Raw genomic sequence first — 20,369 nt, forward strand, 5'->3', positions numbered from 1 at the left:
GCATGGATAGCTGCTGCAGGAGGAGCGCGGAATGAGAACAGATATTGTTGTGATTGGCGGATATGGCCATGTGGGGGCACAAATCTGCTTGCTGCTGAGTGACAGGTTTCCGGGCGTCGTCTATGCGGCAGGCAGAAGTCTGGATCGTGCGGAGCAGTTCTGCAAGAGCACCGGAGGCAGAGTTAGTCCGTTACAAATGGATGCCGCCGAAGCTTTTTCCGCAGAAAAAATGCGCGGCGTTAAAATGGTGATAATGTGTCTGGATCAGCAGGACAGCTCTTTTGCAGAGACTTGCCTGACCGGGGGGATTCATTATATTGATATTACGGCGAATCTTGCGTTTTTCGGACAAATGGCGCGCCTTAACCAATCTGGCAATAAGGTTGGAGCAACTGCGGTACTCAGTGTAGGGCTGGCCCCGGGGCTGACCAATTTGCTTGCGGGCGAGGCAAGGCTGATGATGGATGAGGTTCAGCAGCTGGATATTGCCATAATGCTCGGGCTGGGCGACAGCCACGGACAGGCAGCCATAGAATGGACCGTTGACAACCTCTCTGCGCGGTTTGAAATCTTGCAGGATGGCAAGATGGCCAATGTAGACAGCTTTACCGGTGCCAAAAGAACAGATTGGGGTGCAGGCCTTGGAATACGCCGGGCCTACCGTTTCCCCTTCTCCGACCAGCTGATTCTGCCGCAGACATTAGGCATCCCTTCGGTGTCTACCCGCCTATGCTTTGACTCCCGGGCGGCTACCGGCGGGATAGCATTGCTCCAGAAGCTTGGGCTGCTCCGCTGGCTCAGGCGCGGACGTTTGCGTGCGGCGGCTGTGCGTTCTTTTGGCAAAATCCGCTGCGGTACAGAACGTTATGCCATCAAGGTGGAGGCAACAGGTCTGAAGAATGGGGCAAAAGCAACCGCTGAGTATGTAATACAGGGCTTCCGGGAATCGGCGGTCACGGCTCAAGTGGCTGCCATTGCAGCCGGGGCTGTGTACAGTAATGGCAGCGGCACACCGGGAATTTATCATTTGGAGCAGCTGCTCCGGGTCCGGATGGGCGAAGACCGTATTTCGCTCTACTTGCCGGGTAAAGAGAGTGAGGGGGTGGAAGAGATTACAGGTCTGTATTGCTGGTCAAGGGTTTCTGTATAGATAACGTGGCAGAGGGGAAGATCAGATACTTACAGAGCGATAGAGTACAATACCTTTGCTTCTCGAAAGTGGATTCATTATAGTAATAGATATGCATAGGTTCGCAAAATCTTAGAGATTTCGGAAGGGGCAGGGCCTTCTATAGAACCTGCACTGGATAGGCAAATGACAATCAGGAGGAAAAGAAATTGACTACACAGTATTTAGGAGTTCCATTAGAAGGCTTTGCAGAATTCAGCCGGACTGTAGGTGCAGAAGGCGCGGTGCTGCTGAGCAATGAAGGCCAGGTGCTTCCGCTGCGGGATGGTGAAACCGTTTCGGTGTTTGGCAGAACCCAGGTGAATTATTATCGCAGCGGCACAGGTTCGGGCGGGAGTGTACGTGTCTCCTACACCACCAACCTGCTGGCTGGGCTGCGCAGCAAAAAGAACCTTGCTGTCAACGAAGAGCTGGCGGCGGTCTATGAGAAGTGGATCGAGCACAATCCCTTTGACAACGGCGGCGGGGCCTGGGCGGCAGAGCCGTGGAATCAGCAGGAAATGCCTCTGACCGATGAACTGGTAGCCCAGGCCAGAAGCAAGTCGGATAAGGCGGTTATTATCATCGGACGCACAGCAGGGGAAGATCAGGATAACGCCGATGCGCCGGGAAGCTACCAGTTAACGGCGGACGAGCAGACGATGCTGAAGCAGGTAACGGCTTATTTTGAGCAAACCATCGTCGTGCTGAATGTGTCGAATATTATGGATATGAGCTGGCTGAATGATACCAGCTATGTGCATCCTATTCCTTGTGTGATTTACTCCTGGCATGGCGGGATGGAGGGAGGCAATGCCATTGCCGACGTGCTGTCCGGAGAAGTGACGCCAAGTGGTAAATTAACCGATACCATCGCGTATTCCATCAACGATTATCCTTCAACTGCAAATTACGGCAATGAGTTCAAAAACTTCTATCAGGAAGATATCTATGTGGGCTACCGTTATTTCGAAACCTTCTGCCCGGAAAAGGTTCAGTTCGAGTTCGGCTACGGGATATCTTATACCACCTTCAATATCGAGCCGGAAGAAGCCAAGCTGGTCAGCCGGGACAGTAAGAAGTATGTTGAAATCGCGGTGAACGTAACCAATACAGGAACCGTTTATGCCGGAAAAGAGGTTGTCCAGGTCTATTACGAAGCACCGCAAGGCAAGCTGGGACAACCGGCCAAAGTGCTGGCGGCATTCGGCAAAACCGGGGTCCTCCAGCCGGGTGAGTCGCAGCGCCTCCTTGTGAGCTTCCCGGTTCACTCGATGGCCTCTTATGATGACGCCGGTGTGACCGGGCATCCTTCTGCTTATGTGCTGGAAGCGGGGACCTACCGTATTTATGCAGGATGCAGCATCAAGAAACTGGCGGAAGTGCAGGTAGAGGGACGCAGCGGATATGTGCTGGATGCTCTTGAGGTGGCTGAACAGCTGCAAGAGGCGCTGGCGCCAACCGAAAGCTTTACGCGGATGAAGCCGGGCGCCCGGAAGGAAGACGGCTCCTACGAACTGCTCTATGTTGACGTACCCACACGCAAGGTTTCGATGAAAGAGCGGATTGAGCAGAATCTGCCCGCAACGCTTGAACAGACCGGCAATCAAGGCTATACCTTAAGGGATGTCCGTGATGGAAAAGTAGACATGACCGCCTTCATCGCGCAACTGAGCGACCAGGATCTGGCCGTCATCGTCAGAGGGGAAGGGATGAGCAGTCCGCTGGTTACACCGGGGACGGCTTCGGCTTTTGGCGGGGTCAGCGACCAGTTGTTCAACTACGGGATTCCGGTAGCTTGTACGGCAGACGGCCCTTCCGGGATCCGGATGGACAGCGGACACAAGGCAACTCAGGTTCCAATCGGTACACTGCTTGCAGCTACCTGGAATGCCGAGCTGGTTGAAGAGCTGTATGTTATGGAAGGCCAGGAGCTGGTCAGAAACGGTGTGGACACTTTGCTCGGGCCGGGACTGAATATCCGCCGCAGTCCGCTTAACGGGCGCAACTTTGAGTATTTTTCGGAGGACCCGCTGATTTCCGGGGTTTTTGCGGCAGCATGCACGCGCGGGATTATGAGAGGCGGTTCTAATGCCACCCTCAAGCACTTTGCCTGCAATAACCAGGAGAAGCACCGCAGCAAGGTGGATGCCATCGTATCTGAACGCGCTGTCCGTGAGATTTATCTGAAGGGCTTTGAGATTGCAGTAAAAGAGGGTGGGGCCAACTCGGTCATGACCTCCTATAATCCGATTAACGGACATTGGGCCGCTTCGAACTATGACTTGAACACTACGATCCTACGCGGAGAATGGGGTTTCCAGGGCATCGTGATGACCGACTGGTGGGCAATCATGAATGATGTTGTGGATGGGGGACCGGCAGACCGCAAGAACACAAACTGGATGGTCCGTGCTCAAAATGACTTATACATGGTAGTAAGCAACTATGGCTCCGAAGTCAATGCCTATGATGACAATACGCTGGATTCGCTGGACAATGGCACGCTGACCCGGGGCGAACTGCAGCGCTCAGCGATGAATATCTGCCGATTCATTATGAATGCGCCAGTATTCTCAAGACCGCATGTGAGTGAGGAAACGGTCGAGAGCTTCAAGGCCAACCTGACTCTTTCAGCTGAACAGGCACAGTCGCTGGCCCACAATGCACAGGTGAAGCCGGATGCAGCCGGGCGGGCTGTTATCAATGTGGAACAAGCCGGGGAGTACCGGATTATCGTGGGCATCATGAGCACCGAAACGGAATTGGCGCAGAGTGCATGTAATGTGACACTGAACGATCAGATGCTGGCCACTATTCAGACGAACGGTACGGACGGCAGATGGATCAGACAGAAGCTGGTGAAGGTCCGGCTGGAAGCCGGCCTGTATGAAATGAAGCTGGATTTCGTTAAGCCGGGCTTGCAGATTGACTGGATTGAATTCAAATTATTGTAGTGCAAGTGTTCATCATATTTAAGAGTTAAGATAATCAGCATGGAGAAAAAACGGCCTCGCTATTACAGCAAGGCCGTTTTTATTTTTGGGGCCAGAGGGATTTGGAGATATTTGTCGAATTAGCTTAGGTATAGCTTGCATGTGAAGGAGGTGAATCCCGGTGCCGCTGGTGAAGTCTTCGGCAGGCATACGGGAGAGGCAATGTGGAACTGGCTGAGAACACCCAAAGCACTGGTGGCCGAGCAGGAGAGTGTGGACCAACTTGCGGAGACGCCAGCAGAAACCTTCGATCCCAAAATTGTTATCATAACCGGAACAAGCGGTGCAGGGCGGAAGCGTACGGCCAAAGAGCTTAGTGCCGCTCTTGGAATCCCTTATGTCATCCCCTATACTACACGTGCGATTCGTTCTCAGGAGCGGGACGGGGAGCATTATCATTTCATCTCTGAGGGTGACTTTCAAGCAATGGCCGATAAGCATGCCTTCATCCAGTCAGTCCATTTAGAGCGGGGGCGCTATGGCATTGCAGAGGTTGAGCTTGTGAAGGGTCTGGAACAGCATAATGCTGTCATTGTTGTGGTGAATCATGAAGGTGTCAGGGCATTTCGGGAGAAATACGGCGAGGATGCCTTGCGGATTTTTATATACGTGACGAAGAAGGATATCCAGCTGCGGCTGGAACGGGAAGCAGCTCCGTTTGACCTGATAGATGAGTACTTGGGAAATTATACGGAGCAAGTAGTCTATAAAAGAGAATCGGAGTTTTTAATTCAAAATATGGACCCGGAAGTCACGGTCCAGAGAATCAAGGAGTTTGTGGAGACGAGAATATCAAGGCAGATTTAGAGTGTGCAACCAGATATAAACGGCAAGAAGGCACCCTTAGAGGGTGCCTTCTTGCCGTTTATGTGCGCCCGGCATGGGCGATAACTCGGCGGTGAAAGTCCGCTACAGGCTTGGCAGTAGGAACTGTTAGCCAAAGGCAAGGGTGTCCGCCGCGAGGCGGAATCTGAAGGAAGCCGGAGGCAAAACCTCGGTCTGACGAACAGAAATCACATACAAGGCATACTGGGACGGACGAGCTTGCATATCAAAGCAAAGTCCAATACTGCCCGAATCCCAGCATGTAAATGTGGCAGATAGATGAGGGGAAGGTTATCGCTCTTACCCGGGGAGGTCTCACAGACGTCCGGTAGGAAAAAAAATCCGAACGACGGAGTAAAGCTTGCTGTGAGAAGTCAGCAGAGGCCATAGTACCGGGAAGTTTTTTTTTTCGGGAAGGGCCAAACAATCGTAAGTCTCGAGTACACACGGAAAGGAGAGTCGGTGCAATGAAAGCAGAATACCGAAAGGGCTGCCGGCAAAGGGATAGCGTGGAACGCGAAGAGTATGCGGGAGCGCGGAGTGCCGGCATTCGGGAACGTAGAGAAAGAGGCGGTGCAGCGGACCTGCTCGAACAGATTCTGGACAGAGATAACCTGAACAGAGCGTACAAGCAGGTCAAACGCAACCATGGAGCGCCAGGAATCGACGGAATGACCGTAGAAGAGGCGCTGCCGTGGTTGCAGGAACATAAGGACGAACTTCTGCAAAGGATCCGGGAAGGCGAATACAAGCCTAGCCCGGTACGGCGCAAGGAAATTCCCAAACCAGATGGAAGCGGAATGCGGAAGCTGGGCATCCCCACGGTCATCGACCGGGTGATTCAGCAGGCTATCGCTCAGAAGCTGCAGCCCTTGTTTGAGCCGCTCTTTTTAGACGGAAGCTACGGCTACCGCCCCGGACGGAGTGCACAGCAGGCGATCCGGAAGGTAAAAGAATATGCACAGGAAGGCTACGGCTACGCAGTCGAAATCGACCTCTCCAAATACTTTGACACCCTGAACCATGAGCTGCTAATGAATCTCCTGCGTAAACAAATTCAAGATAAGCGTGTAACCGAGCTGATTAAAAAAATATCTGAAAAGTGGGGTTATGGAGAATGGGGTACACTGCAAAACCGAGGAAGGCTCTCCGCAAGGAGGCCCCTTATCTCCATTGCTTGCGAATATTTATCTGAACGAATTCGACCAGGAGATGAAGGGCCGTGGAGTGAACGTCATCCGGTATGCGGATGACATCGTGGTGGTCGCCAAAAGCAAACGGGCAGCAACGCGGCTTCTGGAAACCTGCCGGAAGTACCTGGAGAATAAACTCAGACTCCAGATGAATCCGCAGAAGAGTAAGGTTGTGAGCGTTGTGGCCCGGAAGCATTTCAAGTTTCTCGGCTTTGCCTTGGGCAAGAACGGAAATGGGCTGTATATACGCGCCCACGGTCAATCCCTTGCCAAAGCAAAGAGGAAGTTGAAAGAACTGACGAGCCGCAGTCAGGGCAGGAATGTACGACAAGTCATGGAAAAGGTGAAAGCCTACATTCGTGGCTGGATTGGCTACTTCTACGTAGCCGATATGAAACGGACCCTACAAAGCTGGAGCGAATGGGTGCGTAGAAGGCTTCGAATGTACATCTGGAAACAGTGGAAGAAGCCCAAAACAAAGGTACAAAACCTAAAGAAACTGGGAATACCGGAGTGGCAGGCCCACCAATGGGGGAACTCCCGTCTGGGCTACTGGCGAGTGGCCGGAAGCCCGGTGCTGTCTCGGTCCATAACAAACGAAAAGCTCGTACAAGCCGGGTATTATGACTTCCCTGCACAGTACGAGCATCTACGTAAATTGCACTTATACGGTTGAACCGCCGTATACCGAACGGTACGTACGGTGGTGTGAGAGGTCGGCTGCTCAGTTAATGGGTAGCCTCCTACTCGATTGAGCGGGAGGAGGGAAAAGCTATGTTTAGAGCGGAAACAACTCGGTTACATTACAAGAAGTAAGGGCTCTCCAGACGGAATCAATTCAACTCAAGAGGAGGAAACATAAAATGACTGACCAATACAAGATGCAGGACCCGGTTAAGCAGTACACTAAGGCTGGTCCGGAATTTGAGCAGCAGCAGAACCCTCCAGGCCTTGAACAGGAAATGAACCCGCTGCCGGATGCGGGGCAAGATACGTACCGCGGAACAGGGCGTCTTGCCGGCCGCAAAGCGATTGTCACCGGAGCGGACAGCGGAATCGGCCGCGCGGTGGCGGTTGCCTTTGCCCGGGAAGGTGCAGATGTGGTTCTCTCTTATATGCCTGAGGAAGAGAAGGATGCTCAGGAAGTGATTAAGCTAGTGCAGGAAGCCGGCCGCACCGCAGTCGCCGTGCCGGGTGATCTGAAGGATGAGCAATACAGTGAACAGCTCGTGGCTGCCGCGGTGGAGAAGCTGGGAGGCATTGATATTCTGGCGAATATCGCGGGTATGCAGCAGTTTGTCCCGGAGATTGCCGACCTTACCACAGAGCAGTTCGATGCCACGTTCAAAACCAATGTCTACGGACTGTTCTGGCTGTGCAAAGCGGCGCTTAAGCATATGAAGCCGGGCAGCACGATTATCAACACCTCTTCGATTCAGGCTTATGAGCCTTCGCCGATTCTGCTGGATTACGCGACAACCAAGGCTGCGATCAATACGTTCAGCAAGTCTCTCGCGCAGCAGGTTGCCGGGAAGGGTATCCGGGTCAACGTTGTGGCCCCTGGTCCGGTATGGACGCCGCTCCAGGTATCCGGCGGACAACCGACGGAGGTGCTGAAGGATTTCGGAGCGAAGACCCCGCTTGGCCGACCGGGCCAGCCGGCCGAAATGGCTCCGGCCTATGTGTTCCTGGCCAGCCAAGAGTCAAGCTACATCAGCGGTGAAACGCTGAACGCCAACGGCGGCATGCCGACGCCATAAGCGTTGGTTCCGGGAGGCGGGCCAGGACAGCTGCCGCCTGCATTAAGCTGGATATGCCCGCCTGCGGGCATCGTGAATACTGTACAGACCGCCCCTTAAATAGGGGCTTTTTTTGAGATGTAAGGATTTATGTGTTTCACGCCACAAATCCTGGCTGCATACCCTCCCGTTCAGCCGAATAAAATGTAATATTCGTTGTCCGGGGATGGAGAGGGTGATACTATGCAAATTCATGTTGTGCAAGCAGGTCAATCGCTGTACGGTATCGCACAGGCTTATGGGGTAAGCGCAGGTGAGATTAGTGAGGCAAATCAACTGTCCGCACCTGGCAGACTGGTGGTTGGACAAACGCTGGTAATTCCAATAACAGGGATGTATTACTGGGTTCAGCCAGGAGACAGCTTGTATACTATCGCCCGAAGGTTTGGTATAGGCATAAGTGATTTGGCTGCAAGCAATCAGTTATCGTTGAATCAGCCATTGCAGATAGGGCTTCGCTTATATATTCCGCCTGGACCGAAGCGGACCGCCGAAATTAACGCCTACATAGAGCCAAGAGGGGAAGCAGTATCCCAGAGCTTGCAGGCCGCTGCCGCAGAAGCTGCGCCCCATCTCACGTATCTGGCTCCCTTCAGCTTCCAGGTGCAGCGGGATGGTTCACTGGAGGCGCCGCCTCTAGATGATCTGGCTTCGACTGCCGCACAGAACCGGGTAACCTTGATGATGGTTGTGACCAATCTGGAGAATGCGCAGTTCAGCTCCGAGCTGGGGCGGATCATTTTAAATGATCAGGCTGTTCAAAGCCGATTGCTGGAAAACATCATCAGCACCGCGAAGCAGCTGGGTTTCCGGGACATCCATTTTGACTTTGAATTTCTCCGTCCGGAGGACCGTGAGGCGTACAATGCTTTTCTGCGGAAAGCAGCGGGCCGGATTCATCAGGAGGGGTTCCTGCTGTCAACCGCTTTGGCCCCTAAGACCAGCAGAACCCAGACAGGTGCCTGGTATACCGCCCACGATTATAAGGTGCATGGCGAGGTTGCCGATTTTGTGATCATTATGACGTATGAGTGGGGGTATAGCGGAGGGCCGCCAATGCCGGTCTCGCCGATCGGGCCTGTCCGCAAGGTATTGGAGTATGCCTTAAGTGAAATGCCGGGCTCCAAAATCATGATGGGACAGAACCTCTACGGCTATGACTGGACGTTGCCTTATGTTGCGGGAGGAGCCTATGCCAAAGCACTAAGTCCCCAGGCGGCGATTGATCTGGCCAGAACCAGGAACGCGGCGATTCAGTACGACTATAAGGATCAGGCGCCGCATTTTGACTATACCGACGATGCCGGCAAGCGGCATAAGGTCTGGTTCGAGGACGCCCGGTCAATTCAGGCCAAATTCACGCTGCTGAAGGAGTTGGGTCTCAGAGGGATCAGCTACTGGAAGCTGGGGCTTCCATTTCCGCAGAACTGGCTGCTGATTGAGGATAATTTTCGGGTGGTTAAAAGATAACCGGATTAGGCGAGAGGATCTGTGGACGGATAAAAGGCAGACCCAGACACAGGCCCGAAAGACACCTCAAGGGGTGTCTTTCGGGCCTGTGCTCATCTGGGCCTACAAGCTTATCCGCCGGTTCCCATAAGGCCCTTCAGACCGTTAAAAAAGGGCCGGATGGTTTTGATCATACCGTAGCCCATCTTCATCACCGGCATCGCCTTTTGGATAAATCCCAGGAAGCGCAAGCCGCCGCTAAGCCCCGACGCTATGCCTCCGCCTGCACCTGCTCCCGAACCTCCCAAAAGTGAGCCGAGAAGCGGCATGAACGAGGAAACTTCAGCTTTCTGCTTACGGTTGGATGGTTTCCTGCCGGATTTCTGGGTTGTAGTTGTATAGGGTCTGGAGAGAATCAGCGCTTCCTTTTCCACCCCGGTGATATAACCTACATACGAACGTCCGTCATGAAGTGTAATGCAGACTGGCCGGCCCTTCAGCGCCTTGGCCCGCTTGCGGATCTTAGTTGGCTGTCCCATTTGCTATTCACCTCGTTGTACTATTTACTCCTATATTACTCAAGGAATGGGGTGCGGTTTGTGCGAATGGGAAAATTTTTAGGGGGGAATACCAGCGTCACTGTCACCAAGTGCAAGCGTACGGGTTAGATTGAAAATTTGTTGATAACCTTGTTGTACTCGTTTTGTATGACTTGGGCAGGTTCAATTTGGGCGTATTGTTGTTTGTGATTTAGATAACATAAAGTTAACCTTATTCATAAATAATGTTAATTTTATGTCATTCATCGCTTCAATTGCTCTGATATAATTTCTGCTAGGTAGATGAAAGGGGTATATAGTGTTGAAAAAAAATACTGAGGCAAAACTGATAAAAGCATCGGAAAATAAAGAAGAAGTATCGCCCCATTTGTTATACAGCAGTGAAGGATTACTCGCTGTATGGAAGTAGCTTTTAGCACATGGTGATATAAAAACGATGGAACAGGAGATTTTAATCCATACGGGGAATTAATTCAGAGTAGGAGTGTGAGATATGAAAAAAACATTATTGGCTTGTATTATGATCATGTTGATGCTGGCATCGGCGTGTGGAAATGTTGAAACGATATCGAATCCAAATACTTCCAGTGAGCCTGAACCTGAAACGGAAGAGTCTATTATTCCAAAAAACACATCCGAATATTGTGATTCAGAAAGTATAAATTTGGATAGTGAAACTGAAACATATTTCTATGGTACTTGGAAAGTTGAGAAGCTTTTAGGATTTGCAAATTCATATAATGATGCTTCTGAATATCCAACAGGGCAAAAATTTATTGGAGATGAAATTATAATCGAAAAAGATTTTTTTTCCTCAAAAGGACTTAAAAAGTATAAGAAATATCAATATGAACTAAAAAATCCATTATATGAGATTACAGAGACATGCAATAACTCTGACTCTTTTTATAGATTATATAAAATTGATATCCCCGACTTAAATATAAATGATGTAGTAAAAGTAATAGATATAAGTGACCCTTCTACAAAACTAAGGATACCTGTAAGTGTAGGTTTTTTTGTTGTTAATAACAATAGGCTTATCTTGTCATCAGAGGCAACTATTTTTGAGCTTAGAAAAATTACTGATTAAATGAATTAAGGTTATATTTTTTAAACAAGAAAGGTCAGCCTCTTTAGGCTGACCTTTCTTGTTTATGCCGTAATACGATTGAACTATAGTGTATATACTGGATATTTGTGAGTATACTTTCTGCCTTTACAGAATAAAGTTGCTTCTTCATTTCTTCGTCTTTGTAGCTTTATTTCATATGAAAATGCCTTGCTGACCAATCTTGAACAAGTATCAAGTTCATTTGCTGAAAGTGGACCACTAAAAGTTGGATATATTTGCTTATAATTAAGCAGAGCTGTTACATCGTTGGTTGCTAGCACCCTAGGGCCTGCATTAAAAGTGAGCGAAACAAGGGCATCAAACTGGGATTGTGACAAAGACATACCTGAAGGAAGTGACAATCTATTTACTGCCGTTACAGCCTCTGCAGTATCCTCAGCAAAAAAAGTTTTTGCCTTAGACTGAGAAATTGGTGAAGTATAACCTAGATTTAAAGAGCTTGATAGAGCATTAGCTTCTGCTTGGGTTAGAAGAGACGTTTTTGGATTACCTGATGTATTTTTAGTATATGTTTTAGTCCTTGTTATCAGATGCCCCCATCCAACTGTTGGATACCCAGCAGGATCTCCATAAAATTTCAAGGAAAATCCCTCATGCTTTTTGATAAGGGTTGATCCACCGGTTCCTAGATTCATAATAATCACTCCTGAAATTATTTTTAGTAGAAGAACAATAAGGAGGAATCATAGCCAGAGCACCATTCCCAAGTTTTCTGCAATGCCGTATTGCCTTCACATTATATAAAGAGAAATGAGTCTCTTTATTTACAACCACTCTCCTAATTTTATTTCAATTCACTACTATCAAAAGTTTGTATCACCTCAATCATTTTGACATAGAGCTCCTGTTTCAAATCTTCCGATGATCGGCGGGGACTTGTCGCAAGGAGGCTTTGATCTTTGGTGTGAAAGATTCTAGGATATGTAATGTTGCCCCCTGATCGTGGTGGTGCTGTGCTTGTACTAAAAGTTCGGCCAACATAAAATCACCGCTTTACATTTTTTTGTATTTCATTCTTCAAGCCATTAATGGCATCGCTTAGATCCGATATTTTTTTTTCAAAACGAATAAGTAGATACAAAGTAATTGCAATCGGGAAGCCTAAATTAGCAATAAAAGTAGCAATGTCACCCTCCGTCATCATTCATCCCCCTTCCGTTATTAAGCTGCGCAATTTAGTTAGAGCTTTTAAGCGGTGTTTCGAGACATTTTGTTGGGATACTCCCAATATTCTGGCTATTTCCTTGTCATTGAGCCCTTGAACATAAGCTAGTGATAGTATCTGTTGTTGTTGTTCTGGAAGGGATTCACAAGCTCGATAAAGTGAATGATCCGTAATGTGATCTTTTAAATTTGGTGGCACAGATTCTGAATCATGAACAGTAAGTAAGACAGATTCTAGGTTTTCATCGTTGTCTAAAGTCAGCGGGAATCGGCTGTCCCTCATTCGTCTCTTTTTGTCATAATTGATAGAGTTATAGTGAATAAGATTGGCCATATACTTGATAAAACGACGATTTACCTCATCATCCTTATTCAATATAAGCCCCCCCTTTCCTTATGAAGAGATTGCTCCTACTTAATAAAGAGAGATGAAACAGTGTTTTACAACCAATTTCTAAAAAAATAAGAACAAATGTTCTACATTTTATCATTAATAGAGCTAAGGTCAAAGTCTTATCTAGAAAGATCAGGGAAGGCATGGAGGCATCATGTCCGCTCTGCGTTGTTGTGCTCCCATCAAGCAGTCATACATAAAGGCAGCACCATAATTGTTAACATATAAACATTTTCTTTGCTTGTAGTACCAGCGAAGCTGACACTACAAGTAAGAACATGTATTAAAGCAGAACGTAAACGTTCAGTAAACGGTACCGGAGAAAAATCCATTTAATTACATTAACCTGCACTTGGTGACAGCGATGCTGGTACTACCCCGGGAAGGGGAAGAGAGGCTCTTTATAGAATTAAGGGCTAAAGCACTGCAATCCAAGTCAAAACTACAACTCCCGGCTCTGCTAAGATCAATAGAGAAAGGAGGGAACACGGCATGTACGAATGGAATGAGATGGTTCAACTCATGGTGGATTGGGTCGACAGCGATCTTGCCACAGTGCCATCGCTTCTGAAAATGTCGGAGCAGCTTGGCTACTCGCCATATTACTGCACGAAGCAGTTTCACTCGCTGACTGGAATGACCCTGCGGGATTACATCTGGCAGCGAAGAATCAGCCGCGCCGCTCTGGAGCTGCGGGATACGGATGCCCGGATTCTGGACATTGCCTTGAAGTTCGGCTTTTCGTCACAGGAAGCGTTCTCACGGGCGTTTGTGAAAGCTTTCAAGATTACACCGCATGCTTACCGGAAGGCACCCAGGCCCATTCCGCTCGCGATTCGCCCTGAAGTGTTCTCCCCTTATCACTACGTAATCAAGGAGCGGGATAAGATGAGACAGGTGCATTTGCAGGAAGCGGAAATCAAGATCGAGTGCATACCGGCCCATAAGTTCATTGGGATCTGGGATGCTGAGGTGGACAATTACGGCCAGTTCTGGAAACACGGTCATGATTGTGACGAGGTGTCGGGAACGCTGGAAAGTATGTCCCATCATACTCTGCCCGGACAGATTGGCCAAACGGCGGGCTGGTTCTACCAGAACGGGCAAAAAGGGTACCTGTACGGAATCCCTGTGGCGGCGGACTATAACGGGGAGATCCCGGAGGGAATGGAGGTCAGAGATATCCCTGAATCCGAGTATCTGGTCTTCTTCCACCCGCCGTTTGATTATCTGCAGGACAACGGTGAAGTGATGCGGACCGTAGAACAGGTGGCCTGGAATTATAATCCGGAAAGCATGGGCTATCAGTGGGATGAGGATACCAAGCAGGATTACCAGCGCCATTATCCGGAGGGTTACGGGTATGCGGTGCTGCGGCCGGTGAAGAAGCTGGAGTAGGGTTTAAAGGCCCGTCAAAAGTATTGCCTGAAAAAAGAGAAGCGCTCCTGCGCTTCTCTTTCATTAACCCTATAATCTTTCGGCTAATGTTCCAAAAACATTATTACAATAACTGCTCCCAGCTTAATGGAGTTCCAATTTTTAGATCTCTTTTAATTTGCTTTCCTAAGAGCAGATCATAGTATTTTGGATCTAAACCAAATCCAGGACGGATCACGCTTATATTTTCCATCGTCAACACTTCGCCAGCCTTTACATCCCTGGAAATATAAATTGATCGTCTGAATTGAAGTGAATGTTCTTCTTCCTTTGTGGGACCGATTGAAACCCCGCCTAGTGCTTTCCAGGCTGTATCCGTTTCTCTCACAAGTGCAGCAAATTCTTCAGGCTCCAGGGAAAAAGCAGAATCAACGCCACCTTCATCACGGTTAAGTGTAAAGTGCTTTTCAATGACTGTGCTGCCAAGTGCTACACTTGCAACGGCTGCCCCAACTCCCAATGTATGGTCCGATAGACCAACCTGACAATGAAATACATCTCTTAAGTAAGGGATTGTATTCAGATTCGTGTTTTCGGGTGAAGCCGGATAACTGCTTGTGCATTTTAATAAAATGAAATCATCGCAGCCTGCATCCTTAATAGTTTTTACTAAATTTTCAATTTCACCCAGGGAAGCCATCCCTGTAGAAATAATCATCGGCTTTCTCTTGGATGCAACTTTTTTTAATAAAGGGATATCATTATTTTCGAAGGAGGCAATTTTGTAGCATGCAACATCAAGGGTTTCTAAAAATTCAAGCGAAGTTTCATCAAACGGTGTACTAAAAGGAATCATCCCTAATTTCTTGCAGTAATCAAAAATTGGCTGATGCCATTCCCATGGGGTATACGCCTCTTTATAGAGCTCAAATAGAGACTTCCCTTTCCAAAGTCCATTGGATTCAATCATAAAATCCCCGTCTTGAATATTAAGGGTCATCGTCTCAGGAGTATACGTTTGAATTTTGAACGCATGTGCTCCTGCTTTTGCCGCTGCCTTAACAATACCCAGCGCCCGGTCGAGGGACTGGTTATGATTCCCTGACATTTCCGCTATGATAAAGGGAGGATTGCCGTTGCCTATACGTCTGTTACCGATCGTTATTTCCTTCATTTGCTTTTACAACCTCCTCTTTTAGAAATTCACTTTGCTTCTCCCATTGTTCCTTAAATATTCCCATGAACACCACATCGGCATATTTATTGTTTTGTAGAATTTGCTTTATTAGCCTGCCCTCTTCAGCAAAACCTAATTTTGTATGATAGGCTAAGCTCTTGCTATTAAAGTCTAGTATTTGAGCACAACATTTCCTCATATGCCTCTCCTTAAAAATTAAATCCAAAGCTAAGATCCCCATGACCTTCCCGGACCAGCGGGGACAGGTCTTATCCCCAATATAAAATCCCCATTCGCAGGTTTTGTTCTTGGGATCGATTTGTGAAAAGTTCACTACACCAATGGGGGTTTCTTTATACAAACACAGTTTTACTAGTTTATTTGCATCTTTTTCCACGGTCTCAAACCATCGGAAATGATCTTCTAACGGGATGAAATCATCATTCATCATAAATGGACGGATATAGTCTGCATTACGCCATTCCCATACAAGTTTTAGATCTTTTTGACCTAAATTCTCCAGTTTATAATCGTTAATGTCTGCCATTGTCCCCTCCCATGATCATTGCTATAACGTCATTAAATTTATCCTCTCCCATCAGCTGAAGGGCTTTGAGGGACATCTTTTTCACCAGTGACGGGTTGGCAAGCATGGAGTTTATTCCGTCCTCAATCCTTTTCGTTGTTACATCAGCACTAACCCCTAAGCAGCAAGCAGCCCCTTGATCATGCACCAGCTTAGTTATTTCCCTTTGATTATCTGCAGTTATAATTGAAAGTGAAGGTAATCCTAAATAACACCGCTCCCATGTGGAACTTCCGCCTGCTCCGATTGAAAAGTCGGCCTTTCTCATTAATTCGGCCATATAATCAATCTGACAATGAAAAATTACATTTGGCATATGATTGCATATTTGTTGAATGACATCCTTGTTTTTATTCATTTCACCTACAACGACATCGATGTGTAAACTGGAGAAATGGAAATCACTTAATGCCTGTAATGTTTTTAAGGTTTCATTGGTAGGGTCTGTGCCGCCAAAAAACACAAGAATTCTGTTGATCCTTCCATCACGATCCGCTAACTGCTTCTTAACTGTCCGAAATTCAGGCCGAAGTATTGCATAACGGGTCCCTACTAATTTCACGCAACCTTTGGGGACTAAATCCTGGTAACGGTCCTCAGTATACGAACAATTTGGATCTAGTAAAATGCTGCATTGATGCGGCCGGTCGGCTAAGTCATCAATCACCACAATCTTCGTCACATTCTTTTCTATTAATTTCTCCCATCTTTGATCAATCCCATAATGGTCAATGATCAAACAATCAACAGGCGGGGATTCCATAAGGATTTGTGCGGTTTCCATCGCATCTGTTTGGAAGTCCACTTGTAACCAGGAGGAATCCCCTTTGATGTGGAAAGGCAGCAAAAATACAGGATAACCTCTGTCCGTAATATAGTTTGTCAGATTTCCAGGCAAATCACGGCAAATGAACGAGACTTTTGCTCTTTCTTTTGTAAGTTCATCGGCAAGTGTTAGACAACGCATGACGTGACCCGTACCCATTTCATAGGAAGAATCCACTCGAAAGATTATATTCATATCAACAACTTCTCCTATTACCATGCTGTCCAGCCGCCATCGACAGAAATATTCTCACCTGTGATATAAGCAGAAGCAGCGGATGCAAGAAAAACCATAATTCCTTTTAGGTCTTCAGGTTTACCGATCCTGCCTAAAGGGTTTTTCTCTTCAAGGTGTTTAATAAAATTTGTATTCGCTTGAACCGATTGATTTGGAAAGGGGCCGGGTGATACTGTATTTGCCCGGATCCCATGTTTACCGTAGTGGCAAGCGATATAGCGGGTAAATTGATTAATGGCTGCTTTGCCTGCTCCGTAATTAGCCGGGTTATCCATTCCGCTATCGCCATAGACCTCAGGGTTTGGAGAAACTATGCCATACATAGAAGACATATTGATGATTGAACCCTTTTTCTGATCCATCATGTAGGGTAATACAGCTTGGGTACATCTAAAAGTTCCATTAATCGTTCCATCCATGCCCCTTAACCAATCCTCTTCACTCATGGTGACTAATTTTCCCGGTGAGCTAAATGCAGCATTATTCACTAAAATATCAATACTCCCGGCGGCTTCAAAAATTTCTTGAAAACACTTTTTGATGGAGGCTTCTTTTCGGATATCGATATATTTACCAAAGCATTCTGCTGCAGTTTTTTTGGCAATCTTTTCCGCTAAACCGATACATTTCATTTCATTTGGACTTACAATGTAAACATTAGCACCAGCCTCAGCAAGACCTTCTGATATTGCCTTTCCTAAATAACCCGCACCACCTGTCACTACTGCTGTGTTACCTTCTAAATTAAAAATTCTATTTCTTGTAGACTCCATTTTAGTTCCACATCCTAGGATCAATAATCTTTGAGGGAATATCTATAAATAATTGATGGATCTCTTTAATCACCTCTTTTTTTAAAGGAGGTAATTCCATCATCGTGAGGTTTTCCTTTAATTGATCTATCGTCTCACACCCAATGATGATTTTTGATACACCTGGAAGATCTCTTACAAACAGAAAGGAAAGCTCCTTTATGGATATCCCTGTTTCTCCGCAATATTGTAATAATCGTTCCAATGGTTTTTTGGCTTGTTTCAGCTTATCGGGAAGATGCTCTGGAGCCATCAATAATAATCCTTGAAGATAGATACTTCGTGCAAATACTTCTATTCCTTTTTCTGATAGTTTTTCAAGCATTCCATTTCGTATCAATCTTTGGTCAAATAAATTAATGGGTACCTGAATACTGTCAAAACAACCTAAGTTTAAATACATCTCAATATCTTGTGGATCATATACGGAAACACCAATTTTATGGATAATCCGTATTTGCTTCAGATCACTAAGAATGTTAATTATCTCGCCATTTTGGTAGGTCATATCCATAGGATCATGCAAAAGACACCTATCTAAAGCAGAAAGTTTTAAATTTTCCAGCGAAGAAACAAGGGAAGAATACACAAAGTTTTTTCGTTCTTCTTCAGTTCTGAAACCTAATGTCCGTACAGAGGGGAGCTTCGTCACAATAACCGGCTTGCTATTCAAATTTAAGTTATTCAAACAATCCCCAATCATTTTCTCACTTTCGCCATATCCCGGCGCTGTGTCCAAATAACCAATACCTGAGGTAACGGCATATTTGATTAATTCACAGCTTTTTTGTCTGGACGGCATACCTGCCACATTAGAAATCCCATATTTTGTGCCTAATTGAGCCGTACCCAACATAAGTTTAGAACCATTTCTCATCCGGCAACCTCACACTTTCATGGTTAAATAAACTTTGTCGCTTTATTCAACTCGTTAATTAGTGACGTATCCTCCAACCATTTCACTTTGATTCCCCTATTCATTTCCATCAGCTTCGGGTTATTCAACAAAAAGGACTTTAATTCTTCAAAGTAAAGCGGCCTTTTTCCAACATCTAACTCATTAAATATTTTCTCGAATAATTTCAAATCCTCAGCTTCATCCAGGGTTAATCGCCAATCCGGAAAAATCCATTGATCTGGAATATCGATAGAGTTTACATTGAACAGGGTTGGATTATTCATAAAATAAAAAGACAGATATTCTGTATAAGTGAGGTCTTCTGAATGCTGTAATAATTGCAATAATCTTCTAAGCGCTTCAACTGTAATCACATCACCAACAGTCCCCATTGTAGATTCCTTTGCATGGGAAAAATCGGCTCCGCTTTTTATATGATGATCTATCAAATAACTGAGCATTTCCGGTGAAATAAAAGGATCGTCACCAGTGACACGAACAACAATATCTGCATTGGTTTCTTCAGCAGATTTGAGTATTCTTTTAGGAACATTTGTTGGATCTCCAGTTACAATTTTCACCTTATGATCCAAAGTGAAGTTGGTAAGGGGTTGATCCTCTGGAAGATCAGAGGTTGCCAGGACAACCTGATCACAATTCGGGACTGCCAAACAATTCATTAGACATCTTTCAATGGAAGGGACACCATTTAGAGGAAGCAAGGCCTTCCGCCGAAGTCTTGTTGATTTCAATCTGCAAATCACTACAATGCAAACCTTGGGTTTATTAACCATGTCCGGGGTGATCGGGGTATCGGCGGGAATAACTGATTTTGAGATAAGCGGAAATCGTTCGGAAGTGTTTTGTGCCCTAAATGCATTGGGTACGGAAGACCGTTTATATCTTATTTTTTCGTCTGTTATAATCTCACCCGGGCTAATCCCTTTTCTCGAAACTATTTTTAAAGATGAATCCTCAAGATACTTTCTTTCTGATTCTTTTATGTCCAGGCTACCCCATACAACCTCTGCCCTGCGCAGCTTTTCAACCATTACTTTAAATTCGTGCGGTTCCAGTGCTGAATAATAATCAATCCCTTTACTCGAACGGTCAATGGTAATATGCTTCTCAATGATTCCTGCCCCCAATAAATAAGCATAGACAGGCAAGTCTATTGCCATTTCATTGCCGGCATCTTCGTGATCAGCAAAGCCAACTTCCAATTGATATCTTTGTTTGAAGTAAGCGAGACGACTCAGATTGGAATCCTCTGTTCGCGTAGGGTATCCTTGATAACCATGCATTAAAATGATTGGACCCTTAAAGTTATTTTTAATGTAGGATAGCTGTTTATCAATTTCTTCTTCATACCAACCTCCCACACCAATTAATAATGGTTTTTCAAACTTCTTTAGAGCTTGAATCAACGTATCGGACTGTAATACTGTTGATGCTAATTTCAGACCATCAACTGAACCTTCAAGCTCAGCTAATAACTGGGCTCCCCATTCATCGTATATGTCCACCCAAACTTCTAATCCCAAACCTTTCGCGAGGGTTAATGAATCGGCCCATATTTTGTTGTCGATGGATAAATCAATATAAGTTTGATAGTGAATAAAGTCCGGTGTAGCTATACTGTCGTATTTAAACCACTGAAATTTCACGCCATCTGCGCCACTATCTGCGGCAGCAATGATCAATTCTGCCAGCCTGGCAGGGTCACCCCAGTGGGCATTAGCAATCTCGGCAAGGACTTTCGCTGTTGCCACC

Annotated in this window: 19 protein-coding genes; 9 read left to right on the forward strand and 10 right to left on the reverse strand. The window is 46.6% G+C overall.

Translation table 11 applies throughout. From position 1 onward, the window contains the following. Positions 1-31 precede the first annotated feature (31 nt). The 7 genes from PGRAT_RS01245 (at position 32) to PGRAT_RS01270 (ending at position 9,451) form a co-directional block, all read left to right on the forward strand. On the forward strand, positions 32-1,150 hold the full coding sequence (locus PGRAT_RS01245; protein ID WP_042265855.1) for a saccharopine dehydrogenase family protein: 1,119 nt from the start codon (positions 32-34) through the stop codon (positions 1,148-1,150). A gap of 188 nt (positions 1,151-1,338) precedes the next feature. Next, positions 1,339-4,125 carry a glycoside hydrolase family 3 C-terminal domain-containing protein gene (locus tag PGRAT_RS01250; RefSeq protein WP_025703221.1) on the forward strand — a complete coding sequence of 929 codons (2,787 nt, stop codon included), beginning with the start codon at positions 1,339-1,341 and terminating at the stop codon, positions 4,123-4,125. Positions 4,126-4,266: 141 nt separating this feature from the next. Beyond that, entirely contained in the window at positions 4,267-4,971 is a 705-nt protein-coding gene (locus tag PGRAT_RS01255) for a guanylate kinase (RefSeq protein WP_238326726.1), read from the forward strand. A 485-nt stretch (positions 4,972-5,456) separates the two neighbouring features. Then, the gene (locus tag PGRAT_RS34615; protein ID WP_202903662.1) at positions 5,457-6,242 is read left to right on the forward strand and encodes a reverse transcriptase domain-containing protein; all 786 of its coding nucleotides are present in this window, start codon (positions 5,457-5,459) and stop codon (positions 6,240-6,242) included. Next, positions 6,163-6,858, forward strand: a complete 696-nt coding sequence (locus PGRAT_RS33950) for a group II intron maturase-specific domain-containing protein (protein ID WP_202903663.1) — start codon at positions 6,163-6,165, stop codon at positions 6,856-6,858. Before PGRAT_RS34615 ends, PGRAT_RS33950 begins: the two co-directional genes overlap by 80 nt. Positions 6,859-7,063: 205 nt before the next feature. Further along, positions 7,064-7,942 carry an SDR family oxidoreductase gene (locus PGRAT_RS01265; RefSeq protein WP_238326888.1) on the forward strand — a complete coding sequence of 293 codons (879 nt, stop codon included), beginning with the start codon at positions 7,064-7,066 and terminating at the stop codon, positions 7,940-7,942. Between the two features lie 222 nt (positions 7,943-8,164). Next, positions 8,165-9,451, forward strand: a complete 1,287-nt coding sequence (locus PGRAT_RS01270; RefSeq protein WP_025707943.1) for a glycoside hydrolase family 18 protein — start codon at positions 8,165-8,167, stop codon at positions 9,449-9,451. Positions 9,452-9,561: 110 nt separating this feature from the next. Here PGRAT_RS01270 and PGRAT_RS01275 read toward each other — a convergent pair whose 3' ends face one another. Further along, positions 9,562-9,969 carry an LSm family protein gene (locus tag PGRAT_RS01275; RefSeq protein WP_025707915.1) on the reverse strand — a complete coding sequence of 136 codons (408 nt, stop codon included), beginning with the start codon at positions 9,967-9,969 and terminating at the stop codon, positions 9,562-9,564. 514 nt (positions 9,970-10,483) lie between these two features. Here PGRAT_RS01275 and PGRAT_RS01280 point away from each other — a divergent pair. Next, entirely contained in the window at positions 10,484-11,083 is a 600-nt protein-coding gene (locus tag PGRAT_RS01280) for a hypothetical protein (RefSeq protein ID WP_025707914.1), read from the forward strand. A gap of 83 nt (positions 11,084-11,166) precedes the next feature. Here the strand turns inward: PGRAT_RS01280 and PGRAT_RS32070 are convergent, their stop codons facing one another. From PGRAT_RS32070 to PGRAT_RS01285, 3 genes are all read right to left on the reverse strand, one after another. After that, positions 11,167-11,760 carry a lysozyme gene (locus PGRAT_RS32070; protein ID WP_081758952.1) on the reverse strand — a complete coding sequence of 198 codons (594 nt, stop codon included), beginning with the start codon at positions 11,758-11,760 and terminating at the stop codon, positions 11,167-11,169. A 350-nt stretch (positions 11,761-12,110) separates the two neighbouring features. Beyond that, positions 12,111-12,269 (reverse strand): YvrJ family protein, encoded by a 159-nt coding sequence (locus PGRAT_RS32075; protein WP_081758636.1) that lies wholly within the window; start codon positions 12,267-12,269, stop codon positions 12,111-12,113. Next, on the reverse strand, positions 12,270-12,665 hold the full coding sequence (locus PGRAT_RS01285) for a sigma-70 family RNA polymerase sigma factor (protein ID WP_052415679.1): 396 nt from the start codon (positions 12,663-12,665) through the stop codon (positions 12,270-12,272). It abuts the gene before it with no gap. Between the two features lie 510 nt (positions 12,666-13,175). Between PGRAT_RS01285 and PGRAT_RS01290 the strand changes: the two genes are divergently transcribed. After that, positions 13,176-14,081 carry an AraC family transcriptional regulator gene (locus PGRAT_RS01290; RefSeq protein WP_025703200.1) on the forward strand — a complete coding sequence of 302 codons (906 nt, stop codon included), beginning with the start codon at positions 13,176-13,178 and terminating at the stop codon, positions 14,079-14,081. A gap of 103 nt (positions 14,082-14,184) precedes the next feature. On the opposite strand, the gene pseI is transcribed toward PGRAT_RS01290, so the two are convergent. The 6 genes from pseI to PGRAT_RS31390 are packed head-to-tail and all read right to left on the reverse strand — an operon-like array spanning position 14,185 to position 20,368. Beyond that, entirely contained in the window at positions 14,185-15,234 is a 1,050-nt protein-coding gene (gene pseI, locus PGRAT_RS01295; protein WP_025703198.1) for a pseudaminic acid synthase, read from the reverse strand. Next, the gene (gene pseH, locus PGRAT_RS01300) at positions 15,212-15,784 is read right to left on the reverse strand and encodes a UDP-4-amino-4,6-dideoxy-N-acetyl-beta-L-altrosamine N-acetyltransferase (protein WP_025703196.1); all 573 of its coding nucleotides are present in this window, start codon (positions 15,782-15,784) and stop codon (positions 15,212-15,214) included. The genes pseI and pseH overlap by 23 nt, the downstream gene beginning before the upstream one ends. Next, positions 15,771-16,844: a UDP-2,4-diacetamido-2,4,6-trideoxy-beta-L-altropyranose hydrolase gene (gene pseG, locus PGRAT_RS01305; protein WP_025703194.1), complete on the reverse strand. Its 1,074-nt coding sequence runs from the start codon at positions 16,842-16,844 to the stop codon at positions 15,771-15,773. Before pseG ends, pseH begins: the two co-directional genes overlap by 14 nt. 17 nt (positions 16,845-16,861) lie before the next feature. Beyond that, the gene (locus PGRAT_RS01310) at positions 16,862-17,659 is read right to left on the reverse strand and encodes an SDR family NAD(P)-dependent oxidoreductase (RefSeq protein ID WP_025703192.1); all 798 of its coding nucleotides are present in this window, start codon (positions 17,657-17,659) and stop codon (positions 16,862-16,864) included. A 1-nt stretch (position 17,660) separates the two neighbouring features. Beyond that, a complete protein-coding gene (locus tag PGRAT_RS01315; protein WP_025703190.1) occupies positions 17,661-18,575 on the reverse strand; it encodes an aldo/keto reductase in 915 nt (304 codons plus the stop codon). A gap of 23 nt (positions 18,576-18,598) precedes the next feature. Next, the gene (locus tag PGRAT_RS31390; protein ID WP_155990290.1) at positions 18,599-20,368 is read right to left on the reverse strand and encodes an N-acetylneuraminate synthase family protein; all 1,770 of its coding nucleotides are present in this window, start codon (positions 20,366-20,368) and stop codon (positions 18,599-18,601) included. Between the last annotated feature and the right edge of the window lies 1 nt (position 20,369).

It is taken from the genome of Paenibacillus graminis, assembly GCF_000758705.1.
Taxonomy (GTDB): domain Bacteria; phylum Bacillota; class Bacilli; order Paenibacillales; family Paenibacillaceae; genus Paenibacillus_AQ; species Paenibacillus_AQ graminis.